The following is a 16,171-nucleotide window of genomic DNA, read 5'->3' as shown; positions in this document are numbered from 1 at the left end:
GGCAAAATTACGCAAAAAAGCCCAAACCCTGTCAGCGGTCAGAGACCCTGACAGCGGTTTAACGGATAAAGTAGTAAAAACGCTTTCTGCAACCTGCATTTTCAACCGCCGACCGGCCTAAAACTACGGCGAGGCCAGTTGCATCAGAATGCCGCAGACGTAGCCCATGTAAGTGCCGACGGCATACCCCAAAATCGCCATCAGAACCCCAACGGGTGCCAACACCGGATGAAAAGCGGCCGCGATGATCGGAGCCGTAGCCGGTCCGCCAATGCAGGCCTGACTGCCAACAGCCAGAAAAAAGTACGGTGCACGGATTAACCGACTGAAACCGATCATGAGGAGCACGTGAAAGAGCATCCAGATCAGCCCCACCAGGATCAAACCGGGGTGATCGGCAATGGCTAAAATATTCATTTTTAGCCCAATGGTTGCAATCATCAGGTACAGAAAAACCGAGGCTACTTTCGACGCTCCGGCTCCCTCCAGATTCCGGGCCTTGGTAAACGACAGGCCAATACCGATGGCCGTCGCCAGTCCAACAATCCAGAAAAACGGCGCATTCAGGCTGAACTGGCTCAGCAAGGGCGAGTGAGCCTCGATGTAAGGCGCAATCTGATCGGCCAGCGCGTGAGCCACCGCCGTAGCCCCAAAACCGACCGCTAAAATCACGATTAAATCCGTTGAAGTTGGAATTCTCCGCATGGCTTCTACCCGGTGCCGGATGCGTTCTTTCACCTCCTCCACGGCGCTGGCGTCGGCCCGCAGCCAGCGGTCAATCCTGGCAGACTGACTCGCGCCGTACAGCAAAACGCCAAGCCAGAGGTTGGAAACAAACACATCGACGGTCACGATGGCCGAAAATAGATTGCTGCTCGGCTGAAACACTTCTTTGAGAGCGGTCTGGTTGGCCCCGCCCCCAATCCAGGTGCCCGCCAGCGTCGCCAGACCCCGCCAGACCGCATCTGGCCCCTCTCCGCCGACCAGTTCAGGCGCCACCAGACCGGTCAACCAGACGGCCAGCGGGCCGCCGAGCATGATGCTGATGGCCGAAGCCGCAAACATTAACACGGATTTGCGGCCCAGTCGCCGGAAGGCGTTGAAATCAACACTAAGCGTAAAAAGCACGAGCGAGGCCGGTAGCAAAATGCGGGAGACGACCGGATACAGTTCCGTATTTTCGGCATCGACCCAACCGAAGGTATTCAGTAAAGAAGGTAAAAAGTAGCAGAGCAGCGTGGCCGGAACATAGTGGTAAAACCGTTGCCAGAACGGGTGGGTGCTGTCGGCAGTGGTCAGCACCACGGCCAGAATGACAAAAAGCGCACCAAGCGTGAGGGTATCCGTCATAGACTAGGATTACGGTGATGATAGTGATTTGTATGATGAATAAATGGGCAGTGACTGGACAGCATCAAAATTACCCACACACTGCCTTACCTTATCACTTTCATCAATATAATCACTGCAATCATAGTACAAAAAATCACTGTAATCCCAGTAACAAACAACGCCGGCTTCAACCTGAGCCGGCGTGTTAAGATTACACTTCATCAACAAACTAAAAACCAATCGGAATGCAACCCCAGAAAAACGGGTTGCCGAAGCCATTCATTTTGTTGCGGCTGATTTTAAATCTAGCCAGAGCTGTAGGAGGGGGACTCGAACCACCCACGGTGCGGTTAGCTACAGTACAACTTCTGGTGGTCAACCCCAGTCGCTTTTGCAAGCGGCATTATGCTGCGTTTATCCCGTTACCACCACCCCCGAGACAGGAGGGCACGTCTGCCAATTTCGACATCCTACAGTGTGAGAGAACAATGTTCAACCGACTGAGTTGACTCGCCCGAATCGATTGAACGATGCAAAGGTAATACACATTGGCGCTTATTTACAAATTCTCTATAAAAATTTTGAAAAAATTTCAGTTTTCTCAAAATACCACTTAATTTGTTGAATAGTTTAAAAAATACCCGCGTGAAATGGAGAAAAATTTGGAGATTGATAATGTCGATCTCAAAATCCTGACCCTGTTAATGGAAGATGCCAACATGCCCTATACGGAAATTGGCAAACGTATCTTTGTTTCGGGCGGCACCGTGCACGTCCGGATGAAAAAAATGGAGCAGATGGGCATTGTTCGGGGCTCGCAACTGGTCATCGATCACACGAAACTCGGCTGGGACATCAGCGGTTTTCTGGGGATTTACCTCGACAAGAGTTCCCTCTACGAAACCGTGGCCACTGAGTTACTCAAAATCCCCGAAGTCGTCAATATCCATTATACAACCGGGATTTACAGCATTTTTGCCAAAATTGTCTGCCGGGATACCCAGCACCTGCGCGAGGTTTTGCACGACAAAATTCAGAAAGTCAGCGGTATTCAACGGACCGAAACCTTTATTTCCCTGGAAGAACGCATCTCCCGCCCGATCCCGTTTGGCGTGAACGTGCCGATGGACAAGGAATAATTCCGGATCGGGTTCCCATGCGCCGAGGCTACCAAATACGGCGAAACTTTCCGATATTTGCCTAATCGTTGCGGAACAGACCTCCCCTCCGTTTTGTTATCCTATAGACTTTTGCGTGTATTATCCCGCAACCCATCATGAGCAAAGACGTTGAAATTTTAGAGAGTATTACCAACTCCGAATACAAATACGGTTTCGAAACCCTGATCGAAGCGGATGAGGCACCGGCGGGTCTGAGCGAAGACATTGTCCGGTTTATCTCCGCCAAGAAAAACGAGCCGGACTGGATGCTGGAGTGGCGGCTGAAAGCCTACCGCTATTGGGAAACGCTGAAGGAACCGCACTGGCCGAATGTCAAATACCCCGCCATCGACTACCAGGCCATCAAATACTATTCGGCTCCGAAGCAGAAAAAAACCGTCAACAGCCTCGATGAGATCGATCCCGAACTGCGGGCGACTTTCGAGCGGCTGGGCATTTCGTTGCAGGAGCAGGAACGGCTGTCGGGCGTGGCCGTCGATGCCGTCATCGACTCGGTTTCCATTGCCACCACCTTCAAAGACAAACTCAAGGACCTCGGCATCATTTTCTGTTCGATGACCGAAGCCGTTCAGGAACACCCCGAACTGGTCAAAAAATACCTCGGCTCGGTCGTTCCGCCCCGTGATAACTACTTTGCGGCCCTCAACTCGGCGGTTTTCTCCGACGGCTCGTTCTGCTACATTCCGAAGGGCGTACGCTGTCCGATGGAGCTTTCGACCTATTTCCGGATCAACGCAGCCGGAACCGGGCAATTCGAACGCACGCTGATTGTGGCCGACGAAGGCTCGTACGTGAGCTACCTCGAAGGCTGTACGGCCCCGATGCGCGACGAAAACCAGTTGCACGCAGCCGTTGTGGAACTCGTAGCCGCCAAAGAAGCCGAAATCAAGTACTCGACGGTGCAGAACTGGTATCCGGGTGACAAAGAGGGACGGGGTGGTATTTACAACTTCGTGACCAAACGCGGTATTTGCGAAGGTGCTCACGCTAAAATCTCCTGGACGCAGGTTGAAACCGGCTCGGCCATCACCTGGAAATACCCGTCGGTCATTCTGAAAGGCGATTACTCCATCGGTGAATTTTACTCGGTGGCCGTCACGAACAACTACCAGCAGGCCGACACCGGCACGAAGATGATCCACGTCGGGAAGAACACCAAAAGCCGGATCGTGTCGAAAGGGATTTCGGCGGGCCGGAGCCAGAACTCCTACCGGGGGCTGGTGCAGGTGTTCAAGCGGGCCGAAAACGCCCGGAACTACTCGCAGTGCGATTCCCTGCTGCTCGGCGACCGCTGCGGAGCGCATACGTTCCCGTACCTCGAAGTCAACAACCAGAGCGCGACGGTCGAGCACGAAGCGACGACCTCCAAAATCGGGGAAGATCAGTTGTTCTATTGCAACCAGCGCGGCATTCCGACCGAACAGGCCGTCGCACTCATCATTAACGGCTACGCCAAAGAGGTCCTCAACCAGTTGCCGATGGAATTCGCCGTCGAGGCCCAGAAGTTGCTGGAAATCAGCCTGGAAGGTAGCGTTGGGTAATTAATACGGTTTTATGAAAAATGGGAAAGGCAGGCTTAGGCTTGCCTTTTTCAGTATACGGTTTTCGGTATAGGGTTACTCGGCGCTTTGTCTTGCGTCAGTCTCAGCCTGGGACCGTACTGTAAACTGAAAACCGTATACCGAAATCCATTTCCCCACATGCAACCTTAAAACCACGCGCAGCATCTTCAGAAAAAACGTTTGATGAAACGGCTAGCTGCTTTACTTCTTCTTTTCTCCCTTCCCTCCTACGCTACCTGGTCGATAATCCTCATTGACCCCAAAACCGGAGAAATCGGTATTGCCGGGGCGTCCTGCACACCCAATTGCTACGGCATTGGCCGGATCGTTCCGGGCAAGGGAGCGATCATTGTTCAGGCGATGAGCAACAGCGACGCCCGCAAAAAGGGTCTGGAGATGATCCGGGCCGGAGCTTCTCCCGAGCAAATCATCGCGGCCCTGCGCGATCCGCAGTTTGATCCCGAGCACCAGCAATACGCTGTCGTCACGCTGGCTCATCCCGATGCCTCTCGAACCTACACAGGCGATTCAACCCACGCTCACAAAGGCGCGTTGACCGCTTACGGGGTTTCGGTTCAGGGCAATACACTAGCCAATGAACAGGAATTGCAGGTGATCCTCGATGCGGTTTTACAGGGGCAAAAAGAGAATCTACGAATTGACGAAACCCTGATGCGGGCGCTGGTGGCCGGTTCCGAAGCCGGGGGCGACAGACGCTGAGGGGAACAACGCGCCACGAGCGCCTTTCTGCTGGTGGCCAAACCGGACGACAAGCATCCTTTCCTGAATCTACAGTTTTTTGGTCAAAAAAGAGGGGGAATGAATGCGGTTGTGCGACTGAATGGAAAGTATGAACGCTGGAAAAGCAAACGTCCACTTAATTGATCGACGGCTTGGCCTTTCAACGATGAACAAAAACCGCCGGATTAATCAACCCGGCGGTTTTGATCGAGTTGTGTCACTCGATTTAGTCAACGATTTGCCGTCGCAGTTTATCACTGGCGGCCCGTAACCCTTCCGCCCAGGAGCCACCGCTGCCTTCCGCAAACAAATCATTGCCTGGCACGCCCAGCCGCCACCGGACCACCTTGTTGGTGGTGGGGTTGCTACCCTCTTCCCGCAGGTAAAAATCAGCCGCCACTACGTCGGACCGAAAGCGTATAACTCGCCGGAGCTCTTTTTCGACCTGCGCCAACAGTTCTTCCGACTCATTAAAACCGACGGTTTGCAAATCTATTTTGATTGAATCGATCGTGTATTCCATGACACTTGGTTTTTGGTAAACAACTAAGAACTAAAACCGGAACAGAGCCGCAGCCAAGGCATCCGGCTGCTCATTGAGCCCCTCCATCTCTTCCAATACATACACATCACCGCCCTGCCGCAGCGTCAGCAAAGCCGCCGTGTCGATGAGCGACTCACTATCAGGCTCCCGGGTTTCCAGAACGGTTGTGTTAAGGGTTTCGGGATTAAACCGCCCCCAGCGTTCGGCGTCGGTCCGGAGAAAAAGAACCTCAATCCGGCCCATAACGGCGGCTTCCAGAATTTGAGGAAGATCGGAGGAGGTCAATCCACTGCCGACCGACTGCTGGTACTGACTCATGCGCCGGGAACGAGCCTGCACGAAACGGTCTTCCAGCAAGTCGTTCGCCATTTGGTGCATGTCGCCCGGCTGAACGTGGTCGAAATTGCCCGTGATCCCCTCTTCCAGCAAATGCGGGTACGAGTTGATCTGCCGGTAAATCGGCTGGTAATAAGCCACCGAAGCCAGCACCAGCGGCACATTTTTCGTTCCAATCTCGTCTTTGATGACTTCATCCACCTTCCGGAAATAATCGGCCAGCAAATGATCTTTCTCTTTGTTGTCCGAATCATCGCTGGTGTACAAGGCTGCCATACCGCCCGGTCCCCGGGTACGTCCCTGCAATTCTTCTTCAAAATCGTAATACTTCGTCACCGCTTCCAGGCCCGACGGCATGGAAATATGGGGTGCAACCGGCTGGATGGAAAACGGATTCGCTTGGTAGAGCGAAACATCTTTTTTCCCGATTTGCAGGAGATAATACTCCGGGAACGGCTGTACAAACGGCAACAGCGGATGCACGTGAAACCGCGCGTCAAGCCGGTAACTATCTTCCAGCGGCATCGGGCTGTGAAACACCGCAAAGTAGTCCGGATTACGGAATACGGCCAATCCTTCCTGCTGATGTCGCCAAAAACCGGGGTCTTCAAGCAACGCTTCCAGCGGTTCCATCAATGCGTCGATGTCCTGCTGCCTGAGTACCTTATCCTTCAATTTCTGCCGCACATTCTGAAGGTGATTCTTGAAGGCAATCTGATCTTGTCCTTCCAGGACTTGTTTTCCCCGGCGGTGTGTCGGAATAAAAAGGGACAACGAATGCTCGTGCGCCTGATCGGCCAGTTCGAGCACCGTTTCCTTTCCCGCATGAATCAAAACCATAGAATTCCAATGTTTTTCCGGTTTGTTCAGAAACCGGTACGTTCTACAATAGCAAGCAATCAACTTGTCATTCAATAACCAAAACACACCCGGGTTGTCCTGTCGCAAAGCCAATTCTAACGATATTCTAATAAAAAACCAGCTAAACAGCAAAGGCCCTTACTAGATTAAAACACTGACAATCAGATGAATAATAAAAACAATCTGATACAAGCGTATCCGTTGGACTGAAACACGCAAAATGCCCGTCCCTGACTACCTTTGTACTTCCATTCTGGTCATCGATTATGTCATTTTCTAAAACCGCCCTCGGTCGTTTTCGCTTTGTTGGTATCCTGGAAGGTATCTCCTACCTCGTGTTACTCGGGATCGCGATGCCGTTGAAATACTGGGCCGGATTGCCGCAGGCCGTTAAAGTCGTCGGCTGGGCGCATGGGGTGTTGTTTATTGCGTATCTTGTTACGCTAATTTCGGTCACCTTCGAACGTCGCTGGTCCTTCGGACGGGTGTGGGTTGCCTTCCTGGCATCGCTGGTACCTTTCGGAACGTTCTGGCTCGACGGTCGGCTGAAACAGGAAGAAACGCCTTAACCTACCCTATTACCGCGTATGAAAAACCGTTACCCACTTGCCCTGCTATTTTTGCTGGCTACCGCTTCCGTGCTTCCGGCCCAAAACCGGCTCAAGCCCGGCTTTCAGGTTCAGGAATACCTGGAAATGCTGGGTGTTGCGGCCATGCAATACGATACCATCGAACTGAAAGAACGGCCACCGCTCGGACCGGAGTATAAATTCGTGTACCGCTCGCCCGTGGGGGGGTTGTTCAATCGCTGGCAACTGTTCGTCCGTTCGGACAAGGTAGCGGTGATCGACATCCGGGGCACGACGACTGACATGCCGAGCTGGGCCGAAAACTTTTATGCCGCGATGGTTCCCGCCACCGGCTCGATCACCCTCAACGACAGCACGAATTTTGAGTATAAACTGGCCAATGACCCGAAAGCGATGGTCCACATCGGCTGGGTGATCGGGCTGGGCAGTCTGGCACCAACCATCCTGACCCAACTTCGGGCGCAGTACGCCAGCGGGGTGCGGGAGTTTCTGCTGATGGGCCACAGCCAGGGAGCCGCCATTAATTTCCTGCTGCGGTCGTACCTGCACTATTTGATGGAACGGGGCGACTTGCCCAAAGACCTCATTCTGAAGACGTATTGCAGCGCAGCCCCGAAACCGGGCAACCTGTTTTACACGTACGACTACGACTACATTACCCGCAATGGCTGGGGCCTGACGGTGGTCAATGCCGCCGACTGGGTGCCCGAAACGCCGTTTTCACTCCAGACCCTTGATGATTTCAACCCGACGAATCCATTCCGGGATGTGAAAACCGCTCTACGGAAGCAACCCCTCTTTGTTCGGCTGTACGCAGGCAATATTTACCGGAAGCTGAACAAACGATCCCAGAAATCGCAGCGGACCTTCGAGAAGTACCTCGGTGGGCTGGTATCGAAAGTGATTCGGAAATCGATGCCGCAGTTTCAGCCGCCCCGCTACGAACACAGCAGCAATTACATGCGGGCCGGGGTACCCATTGTCCTGCAACCCGACGAGACCTACCGGCGGGAATATCCGGAAGATCCGAAAAAAATCTTTCAGCACCATTTTTTTGCGCCGTATTATTCACTCGCTAAACGGATTTACGGTTCCAACTAAATCATCGAACTGATAATCAGCCGCTCCTGAGTCGGATCAAAAAATAGTAGTAAACGGTCGGCGTTGGGCTTGCCGGGAACAAAACCTTTTCCGTATCTTGCCCGAAGACAAACCACGTTTCACTATAAAGCTGTGCCGTTCGGACGAAGATGAGTTCTCCCAAAAGTACCCTATTCCCGCTTGCCCTTTCACTACTGACAGCCGCAACCGTATTCTCCTGCTCGCAAACCAAGGAAACCACCACCCAAACCGCCGACACCCAACCAGATACGGCAGCGGTGACTACAGCCCACCCCGCATCACTGACAACGACGGTTTCGGAAACCGCCCCCGATCCGGCCAGCATTCCGGCGGGTAGGATTGCCGATGCGGCCACTATCCTGAGCCGGAAGCAGGTGCCGGTTTTGTGTTACCACCAGGTGCGTGAATGGCGGGCCAAGGATACGAAAAGCGCCAAAGATTACATTTGCCCGACCTCGGTTTTTGAAGCCCACATGAAGATGCTGGCCGACAGCGGGTATCACGCCATTCTGCCCGACCAGTTGTATGCCTACTTGGCGACGGGCGCGCCCCTGCCGCCCAAACCGGTCATGATTACCTTCGACGACGGTGATCTGGACCAATACGAAACCGCTACGCCCATTCTGGAAAAGCACAAGTTCAAGGCGGCTTTTTTCATCATGACGGTTGCCATCGGACGCCGGGGTTACCAGCCGTACATGGACAAGCAGCAGATCAAGGATCTGGCCGACCGGGGCCACGCCATCGGTTGCCATACCTGGGACCACCACAACGTCAAGAAATACCAGGGACCCGATTGGGTGACGCAGATTGAAGAACCGACCAAAAAACTGGAAGCGATCACCGGAAAACCGGTTCGGCATTTCGCCTACCCGTTTGGCCTCTGGAATCACGAAGCTACCGTTGAGTTGAAAAAACGAGGGTATTTGGCGGCTTACCAGTTGGCGGAGAAAAAGCGCGACGACGAAAACCCGCTGCTTAGTGTGCGCCGGATCATCGCCAGCGGCTACTGGAGCCCCCGAACGCTGCACAACAGCATGGTTAATAGTTTTAAATGAAATTAATTCACCCCCAACCCCCTAAAGTGGCTGAAACATCCGGATTCAAAAGCCCCCTTTAGGGGGTTGGGGGTAGTTTCAGTACGTATTTCGAGTAGGGAATCTCGCCTTTGTAAAAAACCGCCCCGTCCGGCTTCATGCCGAACCGCTGGTAAAACCCGGCCGCCGACAGCCTGGCGTCGCACCAGAGCAGGTGGGCACCCAGCCGCCCGGCCTCCCGAATAACGTGCTCCAACAACCAGGTGCCAAGGCCCTGCCGCTGGCAATCGGGCCGGGTTGCAAACTTCCGGAATCGGGCCACGCCGTCCCGTTCAAACAGGGAAATGACCGCCAACAGTTCTCCATCCCGGAACGCACCGTAATGCCAGCCTTCAGCGTCTTCCGCCAGTTTCACATAGTCAAACGGTTTGTCGGGCCACAGCACCCGATGCCGAAGCTCGTAGGTTTCTTCCGGCTTAATTTGTTGAATTTCCATGACACATTACAGCGGGTAAATTGCTAAGTTAGGGCTTCCCAAGCGTTCAAAACCACGAAACCAATGCCACAGAAAAAATTTCTCCTAAACGAAACCGACATCCCCGAAAACTGGTACAACATCGTGGCCGATATGCCCAACAAACCGCTCCCTCCGCTGCACCCCGGCACGAAGGAGCCGATCGGCCCCGAAATGCTGGCTCCGCTGTTTCCGATGGAGCTGATCAAACAGGAAGTGACGAGCGATAAATGGGTAGCCATTCCCGACGAGGTACGCGAAATCTACAAAATCTGGCGTCCGACGCCGATGTACCGCGCCTACGGACTGGAAAAAATGCTGGACACACCCGCCAAGATTTATTACAAATACGAAGGGGTCAGCCCGGCGGGTTCGCATAAACCGAACACGGCGGTGCCACAGGCGTATTACAACAAACAGGCGGGCGTCAAGCGCATTACGACTGAAACCGGCGCGGGTCAGTGGGGCAGCGCCCTGAGCTTTGCCTGTCAGTTGTTCGGCATCGACTGCGAGGTGTACATGGTGCGGGCCAGCTACGACGGCAAACCGTACCGCAAACTGATGATGAACACCTGGGGAGCCAGCGTCTACCCCTCGCCTTCCGACCGCACCGAAGCCGGTAAGAAAATTCTGGCGGGCGACCCCAACTCCCCAGGCAGCCTGGGCATCGCCATCTCGGAAGCTGTCGAACTGGCGTTTCAGGACGAAAATACAAAATACGCCCTTGGCTCGGTGCTGAACCACGTGCTGATGCACCAGACCGTCATCGGCCTCGAAGCCATCAAACAACTCGAACAGGCCGGTGATTTTCCGGACATCATCGTGGCTCCCTTCGGCGGGGGTTCCAACTTTGCCGGGATCACGTTTCCCTTTTTACGGTATAACCTGGAAGAAGGCAAGAACATCCGTTGCATTGCCGCCGAACCGGCTTCCTGTCCCAAGCTGACGCGGGGCGTGTTCCGCTACGACCTGGGCGACACCGTCGGGATGACGCCCCTGCTGCCAATGTACACCCTCGGCCACAACTTCATTCCGGCACCGATTCACGCGGGCGGTTTGCGCTACCACGGCGCGGGGGCCATCGTGAGCCAGTTGCTGAAAGACAACCTCATCGAAGCCCAGGCCCTCAAGCAGTTGGAGTGTTTTGAAGCCGGGATTCAATTTGCGAAAGCCGAGGGCATCATTCCGGCCCCGGAAGCCACGCACGCCATTGCCATCGCCATCCGGGAAGCCGAGCGGGCGAAGGAAGAGGGCTCCAGTAAAACTATTCTGTTCAACCTCTGCGGTCATGGCCATTTCGATATGGGGGCCTACGAGCAGTATTTATCCGGCAAACTCGTCGAACATGAAGTCACGCAGGAAGAGATTCTGGCATCGCTGGCGGAACTGGATACGCCGTTGATTGCTTAATTTCTCATTTTCCCCTTTGTTATTTGACATTCGGTGTTCGTTATTCGCTATTAAGTTCTAAAAACCATTAAATAGCGAATAATGAATATCGTATGTCGAATAACGAACATCGAATAACGAACATCGAATAGCGAACACCGAATATCGAAATGCTCCATGCCAGCGGTTGATTTTACCCCCTTCCCCACCCTACAAACCAAACGGTTGATCTTGCGGGAAATGACGCTTTCGGATCAGGAGGCTCTGTATGTGTTGCGGTCGAATGCCGCCATCATGCGGTTTATTCCGCGACCACCAGCCCAAACGGTAACGGATGCAGCCGCCCTCATTGAAGACTTTCGGGCGGGAGTCGCTGCCAACGAACGCATCACCTGGGGAATCGCCCTGCCCCATTTGTCCCGCATCGTAGGCACCATTGGCTTCGTCAGAATGCAGCCCGAGCATGCGCGGGCCGAAGTTGGTTACCTGCTTCACCCGGATTATCGGGGACAGGGACTCGTCCAGGAAGCACTCAGGGCGGTACTGGCCTACGGTTTTGAAACCCTGAAACTGCATTCCATTGTTGCGGTGGTCGATCCGGCCAATACGCCATCCGCTCGGGTGCTGGAACGGGCTGGTTTTCGGAAGGAAGGGCACTTTAGAGAAAACATTCGCTTCGGCGCACGGTTTCTCGACTCGGTCTATTACGCTCGACTTGCCACCGATCCCGCCGTTGAATAGCCGGTTTTCTTCGCGATAACGGGATCAGTTCGGCGTTAAAAAGTAACGATTCAAACGGTCAATCACACCATTTGCACAAACTTACCGCTGAGGGCATAGGGGGAAAGCGGATCTTCGTGGTCATTACGGGGCAACTGTTACCGTAAACACCATGAAGCGCAGCTTTTTTCTAATGAACACGCAGTCAGCCGGGCAGCACCGGTTTTTTGGGCTTATCTTTGGTTTATTCTTTGCTCTCATTGTACCGCAAAGCTTGATTTTCGGACAATCGGCATCGGGTTCCCGAACGATTGTCGGCCGGATTACCGAAACACCGTCCGGAGCCGCCGTGCCGTTTGCTGCGGTAGCCGTCAAAGGCAACCCGATCGGGACGCAGGCGGATGAGAACGGCCAGTTCCGGCTTACCCTGCCCCTCCGGGCAGATTCGCTGCTCGTCTCGGCGATGGGCTACCAGACCAGTACGCTGGCCGTTCCAACGGCCCTTTTCGACCAACCGCTTCAGATTGCGCTGAAGCCGGTGGCGGCTTTGCTGAACGAGGTCGTCATTCGGGCGGGCGACAATCCGGCGCACCGCATTCTGCGCGAAATCCATGCCCACCGCCCTCAGAATGATTTCGGCCAACTGAACGGTTACGAATACGAAGCCTACAGCCGACTTTCCATCAGCATCCGCGACATGGCCGAACGCTTCCGTCGGCGAAAACCGGTACAATCCATGCTGCGGACGCTGGAGAAAAAACAGGGTGGACAGGCTCCTTCGAGCTTACCGGTTTTCCTGTCCGAAACCGTCTCGAAGTTCTACGCCCGTCGCCACCCACAACGCCAGAAAGAGCACATCCTGAAAACCAACATCAACAGCCTGGGCATCACCGACGACAGTTTTATTACGCTGTTCACCGGAGCCGGTTTTAATACGGTAAACTTTTACCAGAACACCGTCAGTCTGTTAAAAAAAGAATTTCTGTCGCCCCTGGCCGACGGCGGGCGAACGGCCTACACGTATTTTCTGGCTGATACCGCGCAGGTTGGGCTACATACCTGTTACGTGGTTGACTTCGACCCGAAAAACGAGCGCGACCTGGTGCTGAAAGGCAAAATGTGGATCGATACGGCCAGCTATGCCCTCGTCCAGATCGAAGCGAAAACCGACCCGACGGCCAACATCAACTTTATCAAGCAGATTGACATCGATCAGACCTACGAAACCGCGTCGGGCACCGCCTGGCTACCTGAGGTGACCCGGTTTACCGTTCAGGTTGACGAAGTGATTCCGAATACGTTCGGCGCGACGGTCGATTACCTCACCACCGTACGCCAGCCGCTGGTTAGCCAGCCCAAACCGGTCAGTTTCTTTAACAATCCCATTGAGATGGCCGAAAACCGGGCGGAAAGCACCCCCGATTACTGGCAGACTCAACGGCAGGATATCCCCTATGCGGAGGAACACCAGCAGAAACGAGCCCTGCTCGACACGCTGCGCAGCCTTCCGCTCATCCGGTTTGCCAGCCAGGCCGGGCAGTTTGTGCTCAACGGCGGTTATCTGCCCCTGACCAAAGGGTTGGAAGTCGGTTCGGCTTTCTCGCTTTGGGCGTACAACCCTATTGAAGGCCACCGGCTGCGGCTGGGCCTGCAAACCAACAACGACTTCAGCCGGACCTGGCAACTCGCGGCCTACGGAGCTTACGGAACCCGCGACCATCGCTGGAAAATGGGCGGAGAAATCAACTACATTCCGACACGCCATCCGCTGACACTCATCAGCCTGAAAAGCAGCTACGATCTGGAGCAACTCGGTTTCCGAACGGAAGACTTGGCCGATAATCCGTTTTTGCGCACCACCAGCCGGTTTGGCCGCTACCGGCACGCCTTTTACCAGGACGAAACGGTCTTATCCGTCCAGCGGGATTTGGGTACCGATTTCATCCAGACGGTGGGTATTCGGTACCGGCACATCGATCCGCTGTTTCCGTTTGCGTTCCGCCGACCCGATGCCGATTCCCAGCAACCCGTTGTCAACTCGGCTTTTGGGGGCACCGAAGCGTTTCTGGAGTTTCGCTACGCCCCGGGCCGGTTGCCGAGCCGCCGGATAACCAAACGCCGGATTCAGCGCCGACCGACCGAAACCGCCCCCACGATCGGCCTGCGGTACACCTACGGAGAGGCATCTTACGAAGGAGGTTCGTTCGGGGAGTATCACAAATGGCAACTTCAGCTCGACCACACGCTGCGGTGGGGTTTGTTCGGCCGGACACAGTACAGCGTTCGGGCTGGCTTTACGCCCTCGACCCTGCCCTATCCGCTGTTGCAGGTGCACGTAGGCAACCAGACGCCTTTTTACAACCGCAACGCCTACAACCTGATGAATTACACCGAGTTTGTCAGCGACCGGTATGCATCGGTTTCGCTGGAGCACAAATTTGAAGGGCTGCTAACCAACCGAATTCCGTTGATCCGGCGGCTGGGCTGGCGCAACTTCGTGACCGGCAAGATATTGTGGGGTAGCTTACGTGCATCGAACCGACACCTGATGGCCACCCACGATGCAGCAGGTCAACCCCTGACTCCGGTGTTTTCGCTCAGCCGCGAACCGTATCTGGAAGTCGGGTATGGCGTGGAGAATATGTTCAAACTGGTCCGTGTGGAAGCGATTCACCGGCTGACCTACCGGCAACACCCCAACGTGACGCCATTTGCGGTGAAGGTATCGTTTCAACTAGGTTTGTAAACCGGCCCGAAACCGGTAACTTGCCTTGGCCGGAACCGTTAGGCTGGTTCCGGCCCGCAGCCCGCATGCCATGACTGACCAGACTCCCCCGGCCGAAGCCGTCGGTTTTGATGCCGTCCTCGACCGGTTTGTCGACCGCGACAAAACCCATTACATCGCCGTGCCGGATGATGTTGCCCAACAATTTACCCGTACCAGCCCGGTTCGGATGATGTGTCTGCTAAACGGCACTATCGAGTTTCACTGCGCCCTCCGGCCCCGGGGCGACGGTACGTTTTTTATCAACATCGGCACCCCGCTCCGGCAACAGGGCAAGCTCCGGCTCGGCGACCGCGTGCGGGCCGTCATCTGGAAAGACGAGAGCGAATACGGCCGCAACATGCCGGAAGAACTGGTAGAACTGTTCGCCATCGACCCCGAGGGACACAATCGGTTTCACGCCCTCACACCCGGCAAACAACGCGGGATCATGTACTACATCAACAGCGCCAAAAATCCGCAGACCCGCGTTGACCGCGCCATCAAGATGATCGACCGGCTGAAAACGTCATGAGCGAAATCCGACTGTACGACACCCCGGCGTTCAAGGCGCGGTTTATGCCTTCCAACGAACTGGATGGGTTGCTAAAAGATGATTTTCGGCGTTTTTTCGTTCTTCGACTGGAAGATATGTACCGCCACGTGACCCGCCCGGTTCCGGCTTCCCGCTCCACAATTCACACTTGCCTGTACCTGACCGAAGGCGAAGCGAACATGACCATCGGCAGCGAACGCTTTACCATCCACGCCCATGAGTTACTGTTTGTTCCGGCCGGGCAGGTGTTTTCATTTCGGGAGAACGACGTGAACCGGGGCTACATCTGCGGTTTTCATCCTGACTTTCTGGTTGGCCGGATTGCCCGCAACGATCTGTTGAACGAGTTCACCTTCTTGCGGGTCTGGGGGAATCCGAAACTACAGCCTGAAGCCGAATCAGCCCGGTTTCTTCGTCGGTTACTGAACCGGCTCCTGACGGAGTATTCCCGGTACGGCCTACAGCATCTTGATTTGCTGCAAGCCTATTTCCTGGCGTTTCTCTGCGAGGTTGATCTGGCATACCAGCCGACGGTTACGGAAGAACCCGTGGCTGCTGTGACGATTACCAACCGGTTTCGGGAACTGCTTTTTGCCCACATTCGAACCAAACACCGCGTTACGGAATATGCGTCGTTGTTGCACATCACGCCCAATCACCTGAACAAAACCGTCAAAGCAGTTACCGGCAAATCGCCGACGCAATGGATTGACGAAACCGTACTTCTCGAAGCCAAGGTGTTGCTTTGCCAGAGTGAGCTGTCCGTCAGCGAAATTGCCGCCCAGGTTGGTCTGGAAGATCCTTCTTATTTTACGCGATTGTTCAGAAAGTACGAAGGTCAGACGCCCACCGAGTTTCGCCGAATGATTGAAAAGGCCTGGAAACAGTAGGTATAAAAAAGCCGGTGGGCTTGGGCGGAAGT

The 16,171-nt window shown here is 54.6% G+C and carries 15 protein-coding genes; 11 read left to right on the top strand and 4 right to left on the bottom strand.

Annotation, left to right across the window (positions count from 1 at the left end):
• Positions 1-123: 123 nt before the first annotated feature.
• A complete protein-coding gene (locus tag ACO2Q8_RS08380; RefSeq protein ID WP_423344342.1) occupies positions 124-1,350 on the bottom strand; it encodes a DUF819 domain-containing protein in 1,227 nt (408 codons plus the stop codon).
• A 632-nt stretch (positions 1,351-1,982) separates the two neighbouring features.
• Between ACO2Q8_RS08380 and ACO2Q8_RS08375 the strand changes: the two genes are divergently transcribed.
• The 3 genes from ACO2Q8_RS08375 to ACO2Q8_RS08365 all read left to right on the top strand — a co-directional run bounded on the left by ACO2Q8_RS08375 (position 1,983) and on the right by ACO2Q8_RS08365 (position 4,795).
• Complete coding sequence (locus tag ACO2Q8_RS08375; RefSeq protein ID WP_423344341.1) at positions 1,983-2,471, top strand: Lrp/AsnC ligand binding domain-containing protein; 489 nt, start codon at positions 1,983-1,985, stop codon at positions 2,469-2,471.
• A 137-nt stretch (positions 2,472-2,608) separates the two neighbouring features.
• Positions 2,609-4,054 (top strand): Fe-S cluster assembly protein SufB, encoded by a 1,446-nt coding sequence (gene sufB, locus ACO2Q8_RS08370; RefSeq protein WP_423344340.1) that lies wholly within the window; start codon positions 2,609-2,611, stop codon positions 4,052-4,054.
• A gap of 204 nt (positions 4,055-4,258) precedes the next feature.
• Complete coding sequence (locus tag ACO2Q8_RS08365) at positions 4,259-4,795, top strand: DUF1028 domain-containing protein (RefSeq protein ID WP_423344339.1); 537 nt, start codon at positions 4,259-4,261, stop codon at positions 4,793-4,795.
• A 247-nt stretch (positions 4,796-5,042) separates the two neighbouring features.
• Here ACO2Q8_RS08365 and ACO2Q8_RS08360 read toward each other — a convergent pair whose 3' ends face one another.
• Together ACO2Q8_RS08360 and ACO2Q8_RS08355 are read right to left on the bottom strand one after the other, a co-directional pair.
• Positions 5,043-5,339, bottom strand: coding sequence for an HPF/RaiA family ribosome-associated protein (locus ACO2Q8_RS08360; RefSeq protein WP_423344338.1), 297 nt, complete (start codon positions 5,337-5,339; stop codon positions 5,043-5,045).
• A 30-nt stretch (positions 5,340-5,369) separates the two neighbouring features.
• Positions 5,370-6,536, bottom strand: coding sequence for a hypothetical protein (locus ACO2Q8_RS08355; RefSeq protein ID WP_423344337.1), 1,167 nt, complete (start codon positions 6,534-6,536; stop codon positions 5,370-5,372).
• 287 nt (positions 6,537-6,823) lie between these two features.
• On the opposite strand from ACO2Q8_RS08355, the gene ACO2Q8_RS08350 reads away from it, so the two are divergent.
• From ACO2Q8_RS08350 to ACO2Q8_RS08340, 3 genes are all read left to right on the top strand, one after another.
• Positions 6,824-7,126 carry a DUF3817 domain-containing protein gene (locus ACO2Q8_RS08350; protein WP_423344336.1) on the top strand — a complete coding sequence of 101 codons (303 nt, stop codon included), beginning with the start codon at positions 6,824-6,826 and terminating at the stop codon, positions 7,124-7,126.
• An 18-nt stretch (positions 7,127-7,144) separates the two neighbouring features.
• Positions 7,145-8,248, top strand: coding sequence for a lipase family protein (locus ACO2Q8_RS08345; RefSeq protein WP_423344335.1), 1,104 nt, complete (start codon positions 7,145-7,147; stop codon positions 8,246-8,248).
• A 149-nt stretch (positions 8,249-8,397) separates the two neighbouring features.
• Positions 8,398-9,327, top strand: coding sequence for a polysaccharide deacetylase family protein (locus ACO2Q8_RS08340; RefSeq protein ID WP_423344334.1), 930 nt, complete (start codon positions 8,398-8,400; stop codon positions 9,325-9,327).
• Between the two features lie 58 nt (positions 9,328-9,385).
• Here the strand turns inward: ACO2Q8_RS08340 and ACO2Q8_RS08335 are convergent, their stop codons facing one another.
• A complete protein-coding gene (locus ACO2Q8_RS08335) occupies positions 9,386-9,802 on the bottom strand; it encodes a GNAT family N-acetyltransferase (protein WP_423344333.1) in 417 nt (138 codons plus the stop codon).
• Between the two features lie 63 nt (positions 9,803-9,865).
• Here ACO2Q8_RS08335 and ACO2Q8_RS08330 point away from each other — a divergent pair, with 63 nt between their 5' ends.
• From ACO2Q8_RS08330 to ACO2Q8_RS08310, 5 genes are all read left to right on the top strand, one after another.
• Positions 9,866-11,230 carry a TrpB-like pyridoxal phosphate-dependent enzyme gene (locus ACO2Q8_RS08330; RefSeq protein ID WP_423344332.1) on the top strand — a complete coding sequence of 455 codons (1,365 nt, stop codon included), beginning with the start codon at positions 9,866-9,868 and terminating at the stop codon, positions 11,228-11,230.
• A gap of 156 nt (positions 11,231-11,386) precedes the next feature.
• On the top strand, positions 11,387-11,950 hold the full coding sequence (locus ACO2Q8_RS08325) for a GNAT family N-acetyltransferase (RefSeq protein ID WP_423344331.1): 564 nt from the start codon (positions 11,387-11,389) through the stop codon (positions 11,948-11,950).
• Between the two features lie 151 nt (positions 11,951-12,101).
• Positions 12,102-14,675: a DUF5686 family protein gene (locus ACO2Q8_RS08320; protein ID WP_423344330.1), complete on the top strand. Its 2,574-nt coding sequence runs from the start codon at positions 12,102-12,104 to the stop codon at positions 14,673-14,675.
• Positions 14,676-14,700: 25 nt separating this feature from the next.
• Positions 14,701-15,228, top strand: a complete 528-nt coding sequence (locus ACO2Q8_RS08315; RefSeq protein ID WP_423344329.1) for a YdeI/OmpD-associated family protein — start codon at positions 14,701-14,703, stop codon at positions 15,226-15,228.
• Positions 15,225-16,139 carry a helix-turn-helix domain-containing protein gene (locus ACO2Q8_RS08310; protein ID WP_423344328.1) on the top strand — a complete coding sequence of 305 codons (915 nt, stop codon included), beginning with the start codon at positions 15,225-15,227 and terminating at the stop codon, positions 16,137-16,139. Before ACO2Q8_RS08315 ends, ACO2Q8_RS08310 begins: the two co-directional genes overlap by 4 nt.
• Positions 16,140-16,171 lie beyond the last annotated feature (32 nt).

This window comes from Larkinella sp. VNQ87 (genome assembly GCF_049445795.1).
Lineage (GTDB): Bacteria > Bacteroidota > Bacteroidia > Cytophagales > Spirosomataceae > Larkinella.
Note: the sequence above shows the minus strand (reverse complement) of the source record. Positions and strands in the feature narration are given on the sequence as shown.